16 protein-coding genes are annotated in these 15,142 nt (G+C 53.0%); 7 read left to right on the top strand and 9 right to left on the bottom strand.

Features of this window, described 5'->3' with window-relative positions; genetic code table 11:
* Positions 1-24: 24 nt before the first annotated feature.
* The 6 genes from iolB to V9K95_RS05155 all read right to left on the bottom strand — a co-directional run bounded on the left by iolB (position 25) and on the right by V9K95_RS05155 (position 6,783).
* The gene (iolB, locus tag V9K95_RS05180) at positions 25-822 is read right to left on the bottom strand and encodes a 5-deoxy-glucuronate isomerase (RefSeq protein ID WP_336439655.1); all 798 of its coding nucleotides are present in this window, start codon (positions 820-822) and stop codon (positions 25-27) included.
* Positions 823-825: 3 nt separating this feature from the next.
* The gene (locus V9K95_RS05175) at positions 826-1,047 is read right to left on the bottom strand and encodes a DUF3329 domain-containing protein (protein WP_115052319.1); all 222 of its coding nucleotides are present in this window, start codon (positions 1,045-1,047) and stop codon (positions 826-828) included.
* Entirely contained in the window at positions 1,044-1,928 is an 885-nt protein-coding gene (iolE, locus tag V9K95_RS05170) for a myo-inosose-2 dehydratase (RefSeq protein WP_336439656.1), read from the bottom strand. Before iolE ends, V9K95_RS05175 begins: the two co-directional genes overlap by 4 nt.
* 31 nt (positions 1,929-1,959) lie before the next feature.
* Positions 1,960-3,810 carry a 3D-(3,5/4)-trihydroxycyclohexane-1,2-dione acylhydrolase (decyclizing) gene (iolD, locus tag V9K95_RS05165; protein ID WP_336439657.1) on the bottom strand — a complete coding sequence of 617 codons (1,851 nt, stop codon included), beginning with the start codon at positions 3,808-3,810 and terminating at the stop codon, positions 1,960-1,962.
* Positions 3,811-3,878: 68 nt separating this feature from the next.
* The gene (locus V9K95_RS05160) at positions 3,879-5,819 is read right to left on the bottom strand and encodes a bifunctional 5-dehydro-2-deoxygluconokinase/5-dehydro-2-deoxyphosphogluconate aldolase (RefSeq protein WP_336439658.1); all 1,941 of its coding nucleotides are present in this window, start codon (positions 5,817-5,819) and stop codon (positions 3,879-3,881) included.
* A gap of 121 nt (positions 5,820-5,940) precedes the next feature.
* Positions 5,941-6,783 (bottom strand): MurR/RpiR family transcriptional regulator, encoded by an 843-nt coding sequence (locus tag V9K95_RS05155; protein ID WP_115052323.1) that lies wholly within the window; start codon positions 6,781-6,783, stop codon positions 5,941-5,943.
* A 126-nt stretch (positions 6,784-6,909) separates the two neighbouring features.
* Here V9K95_RS05155 and V9K95_RS05150 point away from each other — a divergent pair, with 126 nt between their 5' ends.
* Positions 6,910-8,019, top strand: a complete 1,110-nt coding sequence (locus V9K95_RS05150) for a Gfo/Idh/MocA family protein (RefSeq protein WP_336439659.1) — start codon at positions 6,910-6,912, stop codon at positions 8,017-8,019.
* Positions 8,020-8,025: 6 nt separating this feature from the next.
* Here V9K95_RS05150 and V9K95_RS05145 read toward each other — a convergent pair whose 3' ends face one another.
* On the bottom strand, positions 8,026-8,667 hold the full coding sequence (locus V9K95_RS05145; RefSeq protein WP_336439660.1) for a DUF1109 domain-containing protein: 642 nt from the start codon (positions 8,665-8,667) through the stop codon (positions 8,026-8,028).
* Positions 8,654-9,208, bottom strand: coding sequence for a sigma-70 family RNA polymerase sigma factor (locus V9K95_RS05140; RefSeq protein ID WP_115052326.1), 555 nt, complete (start codon positions 9,206-9,208; stop codon positions 8,654-8,656). The genes V9K95_RS05145 and V9K95_RS05140 overlap by 14 nt, the downstream gene beginning before the upstream one ends.
* Before the next feature lie 274 nt (positions 9,209-9,482).
* On the opposite strand from V9K95_RS05140, the gene V9K95_RS05135 reads away from it, so the two are divergent.
* The 5 genes from V9K95_RS05135 to V9K95_RS05115 all read left to right on the top strand — a co-directional run bounded on the left by V9K95_RS05135 (position 9,483) and on the right by V9K95_RS05115 (position 13,492).
* A complete protein-coding gene (locus V9K95_RS05135) occupies positions 9,483-9,776 on the top strand; it encodes a pentapeptide MXKDX repeat protein (protein WP_336439661.1) in 294 nt (97 codons plus the stop codon).
* A 93-nt stretch (positions 9,777-9,869) separates the two neighbouring features.
* Positions 9,870-10,742 carry a cytochrome b/b6 domain-containing protein gene (locus tag V9K95_RS05130; protein WP_336439662.1) on the top strand — a complete coding sequence of 291 codons (873 nt, stop codon included), beginning with the start codon at positions 9,870-9,872 and terminating at the stop codon, positions 10,740-10,742.
* Entirely contained in the window at positions 10,739-11,512 is a 774-nt protein-coding gene (locus V9K95_RS05125) for a molybdopterin-binding protein (RefSeq protein ID WP_307279745.1), read from the top strand. Before V9K95_RS05130 ends, V9K95_RS05125 begins: the two co-directional genes overlap by 4 nt.
* Before the next feature lie 91 nt (positions 11,513-11,603).
* Positions 11,604-12,272 (top strand): HAD family hydrolase, encoded by a 669-nt coding sequence (locus V9K95_RS05120; protein ID WP_336439663.1) that lies wholly within the window; start codon positions 11,604-11,606, stop codon positions 12,270-12,272.
* A gap of 143 nt (positions 12,273-12,415) precedes the next feature.
* On the top strand, positions 12,416-13,492 hold the full coding sequence (locus V9K95_RS05115; protein WP_336439664.1) for a Tim44 domain-containing protein: 1,077 nt from the start codon (positions 12,416-12,418) through the stop codon (positions 13,490-13,492).
* A gap of 104 nt (positions 13,493-13,596) precedes the next feature.
* Here the strand turns inward: V9K95_RS05115 and V9K95_RS05110 are convergent, their stop codons facing one another.
* On the bottom strand, positions 13,597-14,229 hold the full coding sequence (locus V9K95_RS05110; RefSeq protein ID WP_336439665.1) for a LysE family translocator: 633 nt from the start codon (positions 14,227-14,229) through the stop codon (positions 13,597-13,599).
* On the opposite strand from V9K95_RS05110, the gene V9K95_RS05105 reads away from it, so the two are divergent.
* Positions 14,171-15,139: a putative nucleotide-diphospho-sugar transferase gene (locus V9K95_RS05105; RefSeq protein WP_336439666.1), complete on the top strand. Its 969-nt coding sequence runs from the start codon at positions 14,171-14,173 to the stop codon at positions 15,137-15,139. The two genes, V9K95_RS05110 and V9K95_RS05105, sit on opposite strands and share 59 nt — an antisense overlap.
* Positions 15,140-15,142 lie beyond the last annotated feature (3 nt).

The raw sequence follows: 15,142 nt of genomic DNA, 5'->3' as shown, positions 1-15,142 counted from the left end.
TTCGGTGAAGCTGCAATTGAAAGCTTATAGCTTTGTCAGCCATTCATGCTCGGCAGCATTGTGGAATTTCCACGTGCGCTTTGGACCGGCCATCACGTTGAGATAATAGAGGTCATAGCCGTGGCAGGCCGCGCAGGGATGGTATCCTTTGGGCACCATGACCACGTCGCCATCCTCAATCGCCATGGCTTCATCAAGCGAGCGATCATCCGTATAGACACGCTGGAACCCAAAACCTTGCGGCGGGTTAAAGCGATGGTAGTAGGTTTCTTCCAGATAGGATTCGGCCGGAAGATTATCCTGATCATGTTTATGCGGAGGATAGCTGGAAGTATGTCCTCCCGGCGTAATCACCTCAACCACCAGAAGTGAGTCCGCAGGCTCGTTTTCAGGAAGAATATTGGTGACATAGCGGGTATTGGTGCCTTTGCCGCGCGTTTCCTGGCCAAGATCATCCGGCGATATGATGCGCACAGGTAGCCCGCCATTGAGGCTGGGTGCGGAGCAGACGGCAAGTTCGACGCCAGTCTCGGCTGAAATGGACCAATCCGAACCTTCAGGCAGGTAGACAGACCATGGCTTGCCATCAAATGGCGACATGCGTTTGCCGAGAAGGCCAAGGTCTTCGCCATTGGCAGTTACATTGCCCTTGCCGGTTACAAAGACGAGGCAGACCTCTTTGTCCTCGGTTTTTCCACACAATGACTGCCCGGCTTCCAGCCTGTGCAGGTCAAAGCCTACATAAGTCCAACCAGCACTTTCAGGTGTGATATTGGCAATATGGCCAATACCATCCACGGCCTTGATCAAAAGTTTCGACATGGATCATTCCTTCTCGGCATTAACGTCCGCCGGCGGCACTGGTTCCGACGCGTCGTAGACGATGATGAATTGCCAAACGCCATAGCCTGCGAAGCCTAGTGCGATGATGCCCCAGAATGGTGTTCCCGTGGCAAATTCGAAAATTGCCCAAGCAACGCAGAACGCCACGACGGCAATTCTGCGCCACAGGGGACGGAAGAATGGATGGTTGGAGTCTTTAGTCACGCAAGCCCTGCTTCCTTTATGAAGCGGCTTAGATTGGCATGCCCAAGCTTGGAATAGGTTGCCGGATCAGCTTTCGTCGGATCCTGCTCAGCTTCGACAACCACCCAGCCGCTATAGCCTTTGAGTTCCTTAAGTACTCGAACATAGTCGATCATACCGTCGCCGGGAACAGTGTAAACACCGGCGAGAACGCTATCAAGGAATGACCAGTCTTCGCGGTTTGATGCCCACATGACGTATTCGCGAATATCCTTGCAATGGACATGGCCGATGCGTGCTTTGTAATGCCGTGCCAGACGCGCCGGATCTCCGCCACCCCAAGTCGCATGCCCCGTGTCGAGCAGAAGATTTACCGAATCGCCAGTGACTTCCATGAAGCGGTCAATCTCGGATTCCGTCTGAACGACAGTACCCATATGGTGGTGATAGACCAGTTGCAGGCCATAGGTCTGCTTAATGGCTTGTGCAAAGCGGGTATAGCGCTCACCGAAGACTTTCCAGGCCGATTTCAGCAAGACGGGGCGGGCGGAAAGTGGCAGCTCCTTATTGGAATGGATGGCATTTGATGTTTCCGCTGCAATCAGAACGGTGCAGCCCATGTCTTTCAACAATGTGGCGTGATCTTTAACAGCTTCAAGTTCCGCATCCACATCGCGGACCAGCAACTCGGTTGAATACCATCCGCTGACAAGGCTGTGCCCATAAGCGTCGAGAATAGGACGCAATTTTTCGGCAGTGCGCGGAAATTTATTGCCAAGTTCCATGCCGGTAAATCCGGCTGCCTTTGCTTGCTCAAGACAGGTTTCCAGTGGAATATCGCCACCGATTTCCAGCATGTCGTCATTCGACCAGCCGATTGGGTTCGCCCCGATACGGATCATTCTTCAGTTCCTTTGGTTAGCAGTAAACAGCTTAGTCACCGACGCGCTGTAATTTCAATTTTTGTTCATATTCCTTGCGTGCCGCAGTGACCTGGCTGCGCTGGCTTACCTCCGGCACCGCCACATCCCACCAGGTGCCGCCTTCTTCCGTCGAAATCAGTGGGTCGGTATCAATGACAATAACTGTTGTGCGATCGTTGTCTTTTGCCCTTGCAAGCGCTGTTTCCAGCTCAGCAATTGAAGCGACTTTTTCTGAGATTGCACCGAGGCTATGGGCATGAGCAGCGAAATCGATATCGGGCAAGACTTCGTGCTTCGAATCCTTCAGAAGATTATTGAAGTTGGCCCCACCCGTTCCCATTTGCAGCCGGTTGATGCAGCCATAGCCGCGATTGTCGAGCAGCACGACGGTGATACGCTGACCCAGCATGACTGAGGTGGCAAGTTCCGAATTCAACATCAGATAGGAGCCATCGCCAATCATCACAACGACTTCATCGTCAGGCTTGGCCATCTTCGCACCCAGCCCGCCAGCAATCTCGTAGCCCATGCAAGAAAAGCCATATTCGGCATGGTAGGAGCCGGGAGCACCTGCCTGCCATAATTTGTGCATTTCGCCCGGCAGTCCGCCTGCAGCATGAAGTACCGTCGCCTCAGCGCCAAATGTACGTTGCACGGCACCGATAACCTGTGCATCCGAAGGCAGCGAAGCATTGGTAGGGCCGGTAACCTTTGCAGCGGCTTTTTGCCATTCGGCTTTTCCGGACTTTGCATTTTCTGTCCAGCTTGCAGGCGCCTTATATCCCTGCAAAGCGGCCGTGAGCTCCAGCAACCCTTCTTTCGCGTCAGCAACCAGTGGCAGCGCCCGATGTTTTGCAGCATCAAAAGTCTGGACGTTAAGGCCGATGAAAGTCTTGGCAGAATTCTGGAAGAGTGACCACGAACCCGTCGTAAAGTCCTGCAAGCGTGTACCCACCGCAATGATCACGTCGGCCTCTTGCGCCAGCCGGTTTGCAGCAGAAGTGCCGGTTACCCCGACAGCTGCCATGTTGAGTGGATGGCTATCGGGCAGCGAAGACTTGCCGCCTTGCGTTTCACAGACAGGGATACCCGCAGCCTCGACAAAATCAGTAAGTTCCTTTGAAGCTTGCGAAAAAAGGACACCGCCACCGGCAATGACCAAAGGCTTTTTGGCGGATTGCAAGGCTGCAACAGCGGCTGAAAGCTCATTACGGTCAGGACGCGGGCGTCGAACTGACCAGACGCGCTTATCTAAAAAGCTCTCCGGATAATCGTAAGCTTCCGCCTGCACATCCTGACAGAGAGCCAGAGTGACCGGGCCGCACTCCGCCGGATCGGTCAGCACTGTCATGGCGCGGGCGAGGGCGGGAATGATCTGTTCAGGGCGCGTGATACGATCGAAGTAACGGGACACGGGCTTGAAGCAGTCATTGGCGGAAATGGTGCCGTCGGCAAAGGATTCAACCTGTTGCAGAACTGGGTCGGGAATACGGTTTGCAAAAACATCGCCGGGAAGCAGGAGGAGGGGCAGGCGATTGACATGGGCAAGGGCGGCGGCGGTGACCATATTGGTTGCGCCAGGTCCCACCGAACTCGTTACGGCCATCATGCGCTGGCGGAAACTCGCCTTCGCAAAGGCGATTGCGGCATGGGCCATCGCTTGTTCATTATGCGCGCGATAGGTCGGCAGTTCATCGCGGACTTGATAGAGTGCCTCCCCAATACCAGCCACGTTGCCATGGCCGAAAATCGCCCAGACACCGGCGAAAATCGGCATTTCCTTGCCGTCTATCGTGGTCATCTGTGCCGCGAGAAAGCGTGTCAGTGCCTGCGCCATCGTCAGACGTACTGTATTGCTCATATCAATCTCCTCCCCGGTCCTATTCTCCGTATAACGGATGGAAAACCGGCTCCACTATTCGTAATTATCTAGTTCGACAATATATCGCGACTGGACAGCCATGCCTTGGTCAATTTCTCGAAACGACCAGCCATATCACCAACCGCTTCCTCGTCAGAAAGTTTACCCGAAAGCCAAGCTTCCGCAGCCTCCATGAAGAGTGTCCGGCCCACAGCAAAGCCCTTCACGATAGGAGCCTTGGCGGTGGCGGCGAAAGCAGCCTCCAACTCATCTTGCGGTGCTTCCAAACCAAGCAATACAACACCGCGGCACCAAGGATCATTCTTTTCAACGATCTGCTCGATATTTTTCCAAGCTGTTGCCGAGGCCTGCGGCTCAAGCTTCCACCAGTCGGGCTTGATGCCGAGTGCGTAAAGCTCTTCCAGTGCGCGTGGAATAGTGTTGTCATCCAGAATGCCGTGTTTTCCCGCGATAATCTCGATTAGCAATTCCCGGCCCACTTTGCGTGCTGCCTCAAAAAGCGTGCGCAATTTTTGCTGCTGTTCAAGCTTGAGGTCAGCAGGGTCGTCGGGGTGATAAAAGCACAAGCACTTTATGCAATGATCGACTGGCCACTCAACAAGCTGGGAGCCAATATCCTGCGAGAACTCAAACCGTAGCGGACGGGAACCTGGCAGTTCTACCGGACGTCCAAGCCAGTCAAAACTATGGCGTGCAAATTCGAACATGGCTTCACGACCGAACTTCTCATCCAGCAGCATTCCATATCCACCATGACCATCGGCAACTTTTGCAGCGGCTTTGACCGCCAATTCCTTGAATTCACCGATCTTTGATGTATTCGCACCCAGCTTTTGACAAAGATCTTCAAGCTGGACCCTGTGATCAATGGCGAAGGTCATCATTGAAGGAATTTCGCGCCGACGCGTTGTTGCCCAATGGATATGGTTGATGGCCTCGTCCTTGCGCAGAGCATGATGCTTGCTGCCATGTTCGAGGAAATATTGCAGCTCTGCGAAGGTTGGTATTTCCGGTGAGCAAAGCAAGCGCGAAACGGCAAATGCGCCGCAAGCATTTGCCCATGTTGCGGCAGTTGCCAGAGACTCGCCGCCGAGCCATCCGCGCAGCAGGCCGGACATGAAGGCGTCGCCCGCTCCAAGGACGTTGAACACTTCGATGGGAAAGCCCTTGCCGACAATGCCATCTTCGAGATCGTCGGAGATGGGTCCCTCGTAAACAATGCAACCCATGGGTCCGCGTTTGAGGACAATTGTTCCTTTTGATAGAGCGCGAATGGTCTTGAGAGCGCTCAGAAGGTCATCTTCCCCGGAAGCGATCAAAACTTCTTCTTCGGTGCCAACAATCAAATCGCAATCAGGCAATACGGTTTTAAGGTGGTTGGAAACGGCATCGGATGCGATATAGCGGCTGTCGCCATCACCGTGACCGGCAAGGCCCCAAAGGTTAGGACGATAGTCGATATCGAACACGACTTTTCCGCCAGCTTCTTTCATCAGGCGAATGGCTTTGCGCTGTGCAGCGTCCGGCTTTGGTTTGGAGAAATGCGTACCCGTGACAACGACCGCGCGGGCTGAAGCGATGAAATCCGCGTCAATATCGCTTTCTTCCAATGCCATGTCGGCACAGTCTTCGCGATAGAAAATCAGTGGGAAGCTTTTATCATTCTCCACAGACAGAATAACCAGTGCAGAAAGACGCTGCGGGTCAGTAATAACGCCCGTTGTCGCGACGCCTTCCCGTACCATTTGTTCGCGGATAAAACGGCCCATCTGCTCATCACCGACACGGGAGAGCAGGGCAGAACGCAAACCAAGCCGCGCAGTGCCAATGGCAATGTTGGCCGGGCAGCCACCCACTGATTTTGCAAACGACGTGATGTCTTCGAGACGTGAGCCGATTTGCTGGCCGTAAAGATCAACTGACGAGCGCCCAATGGTTATGACATCAAGCGGCTTGCCAAGGGGCTTGGCGCTATCAGTTCTATCCATGTCGTTCTCCCGATATTCTGATTAAGTGTCCCATTTCGGACAGCAGGTTCTCGTCTATATGAAATAATAATTCTATCAAATCGTCAACATGGAATGTATATTCTTTTTAGGTTTTTGACATTCACAGTTTGCGGCGCCGTTCGGCAACGCTGACGGTCAAAGCCATGGCAAGCGCCATTGTGCCGGACAGTGAGCGGAAGCCTGAGAAATCGCCTTCCGCCGCCTCGAACCAGACTTTTGCCGACTGAGCGAGCGGCGAAAATGCGCTGTCAGTGATTGCAACGACAGGAACGTTGCGAGCAGCGAGCGTGGCGGCATGCTCAATTGTGGCTGATGCGTAGGGAGAAAAGCTGATGGCAATGGCTGCATCTGCCGGTGTTGCAAATGACAAAATCTCAGGATCAATCCCGGCTGTTGATTCAATCAACTGATTGCGAATTTTCAATTTGCCGAAGGCGTAGGCCATATAGGCGGTAATTGGATATGAACGTCGGCGGGCGAGAAGAAAGATGGTCTCGGCACCCGCCAGAATATCGACTGCCCGGTCCAGTACATCATCTTCGAGCTGCCGGGAGATCGTCTCCACAGATTGGCTGGCCGCAGCCAGAAACCCGTTGAGAATTGCGCGATTTTGGGAAAGACCATCCGTATTTCCATGCAGTGCGGAAAGGCGCTCTTCATAAGAGATTTGCCGCTCGCGCAGACGTTCGCGAAAAACAGATTGCAGGCTGGTGAAACCATCGAATCCGAGGTGCTGAGCAAACCGGATGAGGGTTGAAGGTTGCACGCCTGCCGTATTGGCTATGCTGGCGGCGGTACCAAAGGCAATTTCGTCGGGATTGCTGAGGGCATAGGCTGCGATCTGGGCCAAACGTTTCGGCAGGATATCTCGCCGCTCCAGGATGAGATTGCGCAATGCATCGAAGTCCCGCGGCAACTCCGCTCCATTGTCCATAGTACCCATCCGAATCATTGCCCCAATGACTACATCTTACAAAGCAAAATATTTATATCAAAGTGGATCAGTTATTCCATTTTCATCTGTTATAGATTATTTCATTCGTTATTCGCAAGCGCTGGAGAAGAGTCGATGCTGGGTGTTGGGCTGATCGGAACAGGTTTTATGGGCAAATGCCACGCTCTGGCGTGGAATTCGGTACGCGCCGTCTTTGGTGACGGCCCCGACATTTCCCTGGTTCATCTTGGCGAAGCCAATGAAAATCTTGCGGTAGAACGTGCAAGCGAGTTCGGTTTTCGAAGGGCATCCGGTGATTGGCGCGAAGTCATCAACGATCCACAGGTTGATGTTGTATCGATTACAACGCCGAACCAGTTCCACCCTGAAATGGCAATTGCAGCTCTTAAGGCTGGCAAACATGTCTGGTGCGAGAAGCCGATGGCACCTGGCTTTGCAGAGGCAGAAGCAATGGCTGCTGCTGCAGGTCAGTCCGGAAAAGTAGCTGCGCTTGGATATAATTATACGCAAGGGCCAGCGATCCGTCATATCCGCAAGCTTCTGGATGAGAAGATTATCGGCGAGGTAAATCACCTGCGCATTGAAATGGATGAGGATTTCATGGCCGATCCTGATGCGCTTTTCTACTGGAAGCATGAAGCGACCTCGGGCTATGGGGCGCTTGACGATTTCGCCGTACATCCTTTGTCACTGTTGTTCACACTGTTCGGGCGCGTGTCGCGAGTGATGTGCGACATGGCGAAACCCTATGCGAGCCGCAAGACCCGAGATGGCACCAGCCGGGCTGTCGAAACCTATGACAGTGCCAGCGTTTTGATGCATATGGAAAACGGCGTGGCAGGTACATTGCAGGTGAACCGTTCTGCATGGGGACGCAAGGGCCGCATCGCGTTGCAGATATTCGGTTCAAAGGGCTCCATCCTGTTTGATCAGGAGCGCGCCAATGAATTTCAGCTCTATGTGACATCGGATCGCCCTACAGAGCAGGGCTATCGCACCATTTTAACGGCACCGCATCACGAGCCCTATGGCCGGTTCATTCCAGCGCCGGGCCATGGGCTTGGTTTCAACGATCTAAAAATCATTGAATGCCATGAGCTGATCAAGCGTATCGAAGGCCAAGCGGCGCATCTGATCGAGTTTGCAGATGGCCTGGAAATCGAGCGCACCGTTCATGCCATGGCTCGCTCTTTCAAGGATCAGCGCTGGGTGGATGTCAGGTAGCTATTTCTACCATCTGAGAAAGAAACGCCCGGCCACAGCACCAATGAGGCCGGGTATCAATACGCCGAGCGTATACCAGACAGCGACAAACGGCATGGCGCTTTCCGTGCAGTGGAAAGAATAGATAACCGAGCCTATCGCGCCCGCTGCAATGCCGGCCGCAGCCCCCGCCATGGTGAGGCGAGTGGGTGCCATACCACGCAAAACCCAGAATGCGCCGATCAGCAGTGGCATGGACAGCACAACAATATTGAATGTGCATACGGCCAGCGATTTGCCGGTCAGCATCGTCATGTGCGCTTCGGGCGGTGCCATGGCGAATATCCCCGCAGCCAATATTCCGAATGCAAACAGTGCGACTGCCATCAAGACAAGATTGATGATGATGCTGCCAAGTGGATAAGCGATCCGCTTGACTGCCCATGCACCGATAACGGCGAGAAGAAGCGTATAAGCGAGCTTTCCCCAGAAGGGCATTGTGGCAGAAGCTTCCATGAGATCTGGCCGCATGCCCAACCACCAGACCATCAAAAGCCAGGATGCGGCAAAGCCCAAGCCAAGACCTATGGCAAGCCGCTTGGCGACGCTGCTGCGCTGTATAGGCTTCAGATCGCGCGTGAGACGTGCAATCAAGTCATCCGTTGCCATGTGCACGTCCTTTCAATTTTGCGGCAATCGCCTTGATGCCTCTATGTATACCAACCTTCACCGCTGATTCCGAAAGTCCGGTGCTCGTCGCGACCTCTGCTATTGATTGCCCTTCAATTTTTGTGCGGTAGATCAACTCCCGTGATTTCTCCGGGACTGACTGTAACAGGCTTTCCACATCTATCCGGTCCGCAGTTGCATCGGAATAATCCGCCGGTATCAAATCTTCAGCATTATCCAAAGGTATAGTTGCGCGAATTTTGTTGCGGCGGAAATGATCTATCAATTTATATCGCGCGATAGCGTGCAGCCAGGCGGTGAACGGGCGATCGGTTTCGTAGGTTGCCCGTTTGGTATGCAGCGCCATCAACGTCTCCTGCACGAGATCGTCAGCGTCACCCTTATGGGCTTCAGAGAGCCGTCGCAAAAAATAAGAACGCAAATGCTTTGCCACGTCATTCAGAAGAATGGCATAGCTGCGCGCATCACCTGCAAGACTAGCAAGCATCAGTTCTTTCAGTCGCGTTTCGACAGAATGCACTCCGGTTTAATTCCTTATTCGCAGCGGCGGCAGAAAGGTTACAGCATGAGGTGCAAGATGGCGGAACGTCAATGAGCGACACGCAAATCGGATGCAAATGTTGGAATCAGACCACCCGCCCATCACCAATCCGTGATCCTCGTAACTAATTTCCTGTCCGATCCGTATTGCTTCATGTCACTGGCGACAACGCGCCGAAGCAATGTGGGTGTCAGAGGCACTCGAAACTTATGGGCACGTTTATCGTATCTGAATTAACTCAAGGAGAATGACCATGAACGTTTTCACACGTAGTATAGTCCTTTCGGCTTTCGCACTTACCGCTGGTTTGGCCAGTGTGAATCTGGCCGCTGCTGAAGATGCCATGAAGGCACAACCGGTGAAAAAGCAAGATGCGATGAAACATGACGCAATGAAACCAGATGCAATGAAAGCCGACCCGATGAAGGGCGATGCGATGAAAGCGGATGCCATGAAGCCGGACGCCATGAAAAAAGACGCGATGAAGGGCGATGCCATGAAGCCTGTCAAGAAAAAGCCGGATGCAATGGCTCCAGCAGCCAATTAGCATTGGCAAAGGTTATAATTGTGATCTCTCCTCGAAACTGGGGAGGGATACACAGTTGGAATAGATGCGATAATGGGCGGGTGGAGGCTTAAAATGACAAGTGTAACGACTGGCACTGCATTGAAGGAAAAGCCAAAAAGAGCTGTGGTCTACCGCCATTCCCTGGCGGTGCGGATTACCCATTGGCTGAATGTTTTGTGCCTTAGCTTCCTTTTGATGAGCGGTTTGCAAATATTCAACGCCCATCCGCATCTTTACTGGGGACAATATGGTGCCGATGCTCTGCCTGATCCGGCATTTGTTTCCATCGAGGCATATCCCGATGGGGACAGCATGAAAGGCGTGACCAGCATTGGGTCCTTTCAGTTTACAACAACTGGAGTGCTTGGCGCATCGAAGGTCGATGGAGAATTAACCCCGCGCGCCTTTCCGGCGTGGGCGACAATCCCAAGCTATCAGGATCTCGCCACAGGACGACGCTGGCATTTCTTTTTTGCCTGGTTCTTTGTCATTAACGGGTTCGTCTATATGCTTTACGGGCTTGTCTCCCGGCATTTTCGCCGCGATCTGCTGCCGAAAAAAGGTGAGTTGACCCCCAGGCATCTCGCTCACGAGATTGCCGATCACGCACGTCTGCGTTTTCCGAAAGGTGAGAGCGCCCGCCGCTACAACTCTTTGCAGAAGCTTGCCTATATCGGGGTAGGTTTCATCTTGTTGCCACTGATGGTGCTGACGGGCCTCACCATGTCTCCCGGCTTCAATGCAATTTTTCCGTGGTTGCTGGATGTATTTGGCGGCCGTCAGTCGGCACGAACAATTCATTTCATCACGGCCTCGCTGATCATTGTCTTCGTATTCTTACACATTGCCATGGTTCTCTTATCCGGCGTCTGGAACAATATGCGCTCAATGATTACCGGCTATTACGCTTTAAAGCCTGAAGCAGATAAGGAGATAACCAAATGAGTATTGATCTCACACGGCGTCGTTTCCTGATTGGTTCAGGCATTGCAGCCACAGGCATTTTGACGGGCTGTGATGCGCTGGTTCAAAGCCCAAGCGTCAATGCCGTTCTTGAGAAAGGTGAGTGGCTTTCAATGAACGCTCAGCGTCTGCTTTTGGGCAACCAGCAACTGGCTCGTGAATATAGCGAGGCGGATTTATCACCTGTATTCAAGGCAAATGGAACGCAAATGCCTGAGACAGATGTCTATAAGCAGCTTGTTGACAGTAATTTTGCCAATTGGCGACTTCAGGTTGGTGGCATGGTCAAGACGGCCAAGAGCTTCTCCATGGCGGATTTGAAAGCCATGCCGTCGCGCACACAAATTACCCGCCATGATTGCGTCGAGGGCTGGAGCGCAATCGGCAAATGGACCGGCGTCCCGCTCGGACTGGTTTTGGAACAGGTTGGTCTTGCGCCCGGAGCACGTTATGCGGTGTTCTATTGTGCAGACGATTATGAGCAATCACTCGACGGCAGCGGTCTTTACTATGAAAGCATCGATCTGGTGGATGCCTGGCATCCGCAAACAATCCTTTCCTATGGTATGAACGGCAAAGATCTGGAGATCGCCCATGGCGCACCCTTGCGCCTGCGGGTTGAGCGGCAGATCGGATATAAACATGCCAAATATCTGATGCGAATTGAGCTTGTCGACAGTTTCAAGAACATCGGTTCCGGCAAAGGCGGATTCTGGGAAGATCGGGGATATGAATGGTACGCCGGTATTTGAGTACGCCCCTCCAAAAAGTAGGCGCTGGTCTTTGCCATATTCGGATCATCTGACATAAGAGGCGACACAATCCGCTAAAGAGAGATTTTTCGTGTCCGCAACTTTCGTCTTCGATAAAACTTATGCAGCCTTCCTCTTTGACATGGATGGCACGATTCTCAACTCCACCGTTGCTGCAGAGCGCGTCTGGAGCAAATGGGCCGAGTCTCACGGGCTTGATGTGGCGGCATTCATGCCAACCATGCATGGCGTGCGGGCGATTGATACTATTCGCCGTTTGGGATTGCCTGGTGTTGATCCCGAGGTTGAAGCTGCCAAGATAACGGAAGATGAAATAAACGACGTAGCTGGCGTGATGGCGCTGCCGGGAGCGGCGGGTTTTTTGGAAAGCCTGCCACCTGAAAAATGGGCGATTGTGACGTCCTCGCCGCTTGAGCTGGCCAAACGGCGCCTTGCCGCAGCGGGAATTCCCGTGCCGCGCACATTGGTGACAGCCGAAGACGTCAAGATCGGCAAACCAAACCCGGATTGCTATCTGTTGGGCGCACGCAAACTGGGCTTTGACGCTTCAGATTGTCTCGTCTTTGAGGACGCTATTCCCGGTATTCTGGCTGGAGATGCCGCCAAAGCCGATGTTATGGTGATTACGGCAACCCATAAACATCCAGTTGAAACGACACACGCGACAATAGCGGATTATGAGAACGTGGTTGCGCGGATTGATCTGAACGGAAGACTATCTGTTGTTAAAAGCAATTGATCGGCAGAACATTATTGGCTTTGCCGAGCAAACGCAAAATTGATCAATCTCCCTCACACAATTTGCGGCTCGTCCTTTTAATCCCTGCAGTTCTTCCCCATATGTAGCGCGAACGTCACGTGACGCATATTGAGGAGATTTGCATGCCGCTCGTACTATTCAAGCTGAGTTGGGCCACCCTTAGCAGGATTGCCGCGATACTCGTTATTGGACTGGCTGTAAGCTTTAGCGCAGTCTATGAGGCTGATGCACGTCGTGGCGGCGGCGGATTTGGTAGCCGTGGCTCGCGAACATTCGATGCGCCGGCACCGACACGCACCGCACCGACCAATGCAGCGCCTATTGAACGTACAATGACACCGCGCCAGCAGACTCAGCCCGGTGCAGCTCAGACGCAAGCTACGCAGCAGCGCCCCGGCGGTTTGTTCGGCGGAATGGGCCGCTCGTTGATCGGAGGCCTCTTGGTTGGCGGCCTTATCGGAGCATTTCTCGGGAACGGGTTTGGCGGAATGGCCGGGCTATTCGGCATGCTGATCCAGATTGCCCTGGTCGTCGGCGTCGTGATGCTGGCTCTACGCTTTTTCCGCTCTCGCCAGACATCTTCAATGGCTCCCGCTGGCGCTGCTGGTCAGGCGTTCGGTCGAAATGCATTTAACGACCAGCCAGCCTCGTCTTCGTCAATGCGCGTTCCAACAATTGGTTCAGGATCAAGACAAAACGATACGGCGAGCAACGGTTTTGGCTCGGGCAGTGCTGCCAGTAGTGCTGCAGGCAATGCTAAACAGCAGCCGGGAAAGCTGGTCCCAGAAGATGAAATTGGTCTGACCCAAAACGATCTTGATCGTTTTGAAGCCCTGCTGACTGAAGTGCAAACTGCGTATGGCAAAGAAGACTATGCAACCTTGCGCAAGATCACGACGCCGGAAGCCATGTCGTATCTTGCCGAGGAACTTGGTCAAAATGCCACCGATGGACTGCGTAACAGCGTGACCGATGTCAAGCTCGTCCAGAGCGACATTGCTGAAGCATGGGCCGAGGGTGACAGGGATTATGCGACAGCCGCGCTGCGCTATTCCAGCATTGATGCCATGCTCGACCGCAACACAGGGCGCGTGGTCAATGGCGACGAAGGCGTACCAAGCCAGACAACGGAAATTTGGACATTTGTGCGCGAGAGCGGTCAAGAATGGAAGCTCGCCGCCATTCAGGACGCGGCCTGATCAAATCTGAACGAAATGCGGCCCGGTTCCACTCCACGTGGACCGGGCCTTTTTTTGCCCAGCCCGACACATCCCAAGCAAGATCATCTCGATAAGCCTTGCTTCTAGCTTTTTTGCAAAGCGAGATGTGCGCCAAGGCCCACAAGAATGGCACCACCAGCACGTTGCATGAGCTTTTGAGCCCGGCTGGAGCGTTGCAATCGGCTGAGCATTGCACCCGCAAGAAACACGCACAAAAGGTCTGCGGACGAAAACACCATGTTGACGATTGTTCCAAGGAGAACGAACTGCACCCAGACAGGAAATGCAGCAGAGGGATCGATAAATTGAGGCAGGAACGCAAGAAAGAAAATTGCCGTTTTTGGATTGAGGACCTCAACGGTTATGCTTTCGAGAAAGGCGCGCTTGCCAGACTTTTGTTCAATGGGAGCCGACGCGATTTCACTGTGTGTTTTGGTGCGGAAAAGTGAAATTCCCAGCCAGATCAAATAAATTGCGCCAGCAAATTTAACCACCATGTAGATCAGGGGAACGGCGTGAAAAAGCACGGAAAGGCCCGCTGCTGCCGCGATGACATGAATATATCCACCAAGATGAATCCCGAGCGATGCCATAAGCCCTGACCAGCGGCCACGGGCTATTGTTTGCGCAGCCGCGTAAAGCATTGCCGGGCCGGGGATGAAAGCAAAGACGGCAGTGGTTACCAGAAAAGCAATTAAAGTATCCAGAGGAGGCATGACCAAGTCCTTTAGGAGGAATATTTATGGAATCGAATCGGCTTGCAATGATAGTCAGACAAATGTCTTGTTTCTGATCTCTAAAGCTGACGAGAACCCCAGGAAAGAAAAATTTGTGATCACCAGATTGATAAATAGATTTCGAGCTTCGTCATCAGCCCATCGGGCAATGCTCGTTCATTTTCCTGACAGCAAGGAAGCGGCAATTCGTGCCGCAAGCACCAAGCAAAGCAATAATTTGGTTGTGGCCTTTTACACGCGGGATTCATTTTACGAGCGGGAAGCTCAACGTATGTCGGCCTCGGCAATCCGGCTGGGGTTATCCGTGGCTATGACGGCGGTGGACAGTGCCGGGAGCTGGGTGCGGAACGCTTCCATGAAAGCGGAGTTTTTGTTCAACGAACGTCGCGCAAGACGAGGTCCTTTGCTTTATGTCGACGTCGATGCTGTATTTCACCGCGATCCATGGCCAGCCCTGGAAGAATATATGGGAGATGTTGCAGTACATTATGATCCGCGTGTCAAAAAGCTGATCGCAGCAACCATTCTGATCAATGATACGCCGGCAGCTTTGATTCTGATGGAGATGTGGAAGGATCGTTGCAATGCCAATCCAGATATCTGGGATCAGGTAGTATTGGAGCAAATCATAGCAGAAGATGCCGCTGCAGATGCTCCGCAATTCGACGTCCGGCATATTCCAGTGGCTTTTTGTTGGATATTTGATCGTTTGTCGAATGTTCCGGTAGACGCAGTTTACATAGAGCAGCTTCAGGCAAGTCGTGAGGCGCGCAACAAGCCCAGATGGTTTGGCTTTGTCGGCAAACGCCTCCAACGTCGCAGAGATCGCGTAGAGATGATTGACCGTATTTTGATGCAAGAAAAAGACTCGGATCGAACCAAGTCATAGGGT

This window comes from Phyllobacterium sp. CCNWLW183 (genome assembly GCF_037203775.1).
GTDB lineage: Bacteria > Pseudomonadota > Alphaproteobacteria > Rhizobiales > Rhizobiaceae > Phyllobacterium > Phyllobacterium ifriqiyense.
The sequence above is the reverse complement of the archived record's forward strand: the minus strand, read 5'-3'. Positions and strand labels throughout refer to the sequence as shown.

Excerpts from the sequence above, each read along its gene's own strand:
- V9K95_RS05155 (WP_115052323.1), bottom strand. The coding sequence starts at position 6,783 with ATGGGTACTATGGACAATGGAGCGGAGTTGCCGCGGGACTTCGATGCA.
- V9K95_RS05135 (WP_336439661.1), top strand. The coding sequence starts at position 9,483 with ATGAACGTTTTCACACGTAGTATAGTCCTTTCGGCTTTCGCACTTACC.
- iolE (WP_336439656.1), bottom strand. The coding sequence starts at position 1,928 with ATGATCCGTATCGGGGCGAACCCAATCGGCTGGTCGAATGACGACATG.
- V9K95_RS05105 (WP_336439666.1), top strand. The coding sequence starts at position 14,171 with ATGAAAGCAAAGACGGCAGTGGTTACCAGAAAAGCAATTAAAGTATCC.
- V9K95_RS05110 (WP_336439665.1), bottom strand. The coding sequence starts at position 14,229 with ATGCCTCCTCTGGATACTTTAATTGCTTTTCTGGTAACCACTGCCGTC.
- iolB (WP_336439655.1), bottom strand. The coding sequence starts at position 822 with ATGTCGAAACTTTTGATCAAGGCCGTGGATGGTATTGGCCATATTGCC.
- iolD (WP_336439657.1), bottom strand. The coding sequence starts at position 3,810 with ATGAGCAATACAGTACGTCTGACGATGGCGCAGGCACTGACACGCTTT.
- V9K95_RS05145 (WP_336439660.1), bottom strand. The coding sequence starts at position 8,667 with ATGGCAACGGATGACTTGATTGCACGTCTCACGCGCGATCTGAAGCCT.
- V9K95_RS05160 (WP_336439658.1), bottom strand. The coding sequence starts at position 5,819 with ATGGATAGAACTGATAGCGCCAAGCCCCTTGGCAAGCCGCTTGATGTC.
- V9K95_RS05130 (WP_336439662.1), top strand. The coding sequence starts at position 9,870 with ATGACAAGTGTAACGACTGGCACTGCATTGAAGGAAAAGCCAAAAAGA.
- V9K95_RS05125 (WP_307279745.1), top strand. The coding sequence starts at position 10,739 with ATGAGTATTGATCTCACACGGCGTCGTTTCCTGATTGGTTCAGGCATT.
- V9K95_RS05115 (WP_336439664.1), top strand. The coding sequence starts at position 12,416 with ATGCCGCTCGTACTATTCAAGCTGAGTTGGGCCACCCTTAGCAGGATT.
- V9K95_RS05150 (WP_336439659.1), top strand. The coding sequence starts at position 6,910 with ATGCTGGGTGTTGGGCTGATCGGAACAGGTTTTATGGGCAAATGCCAC.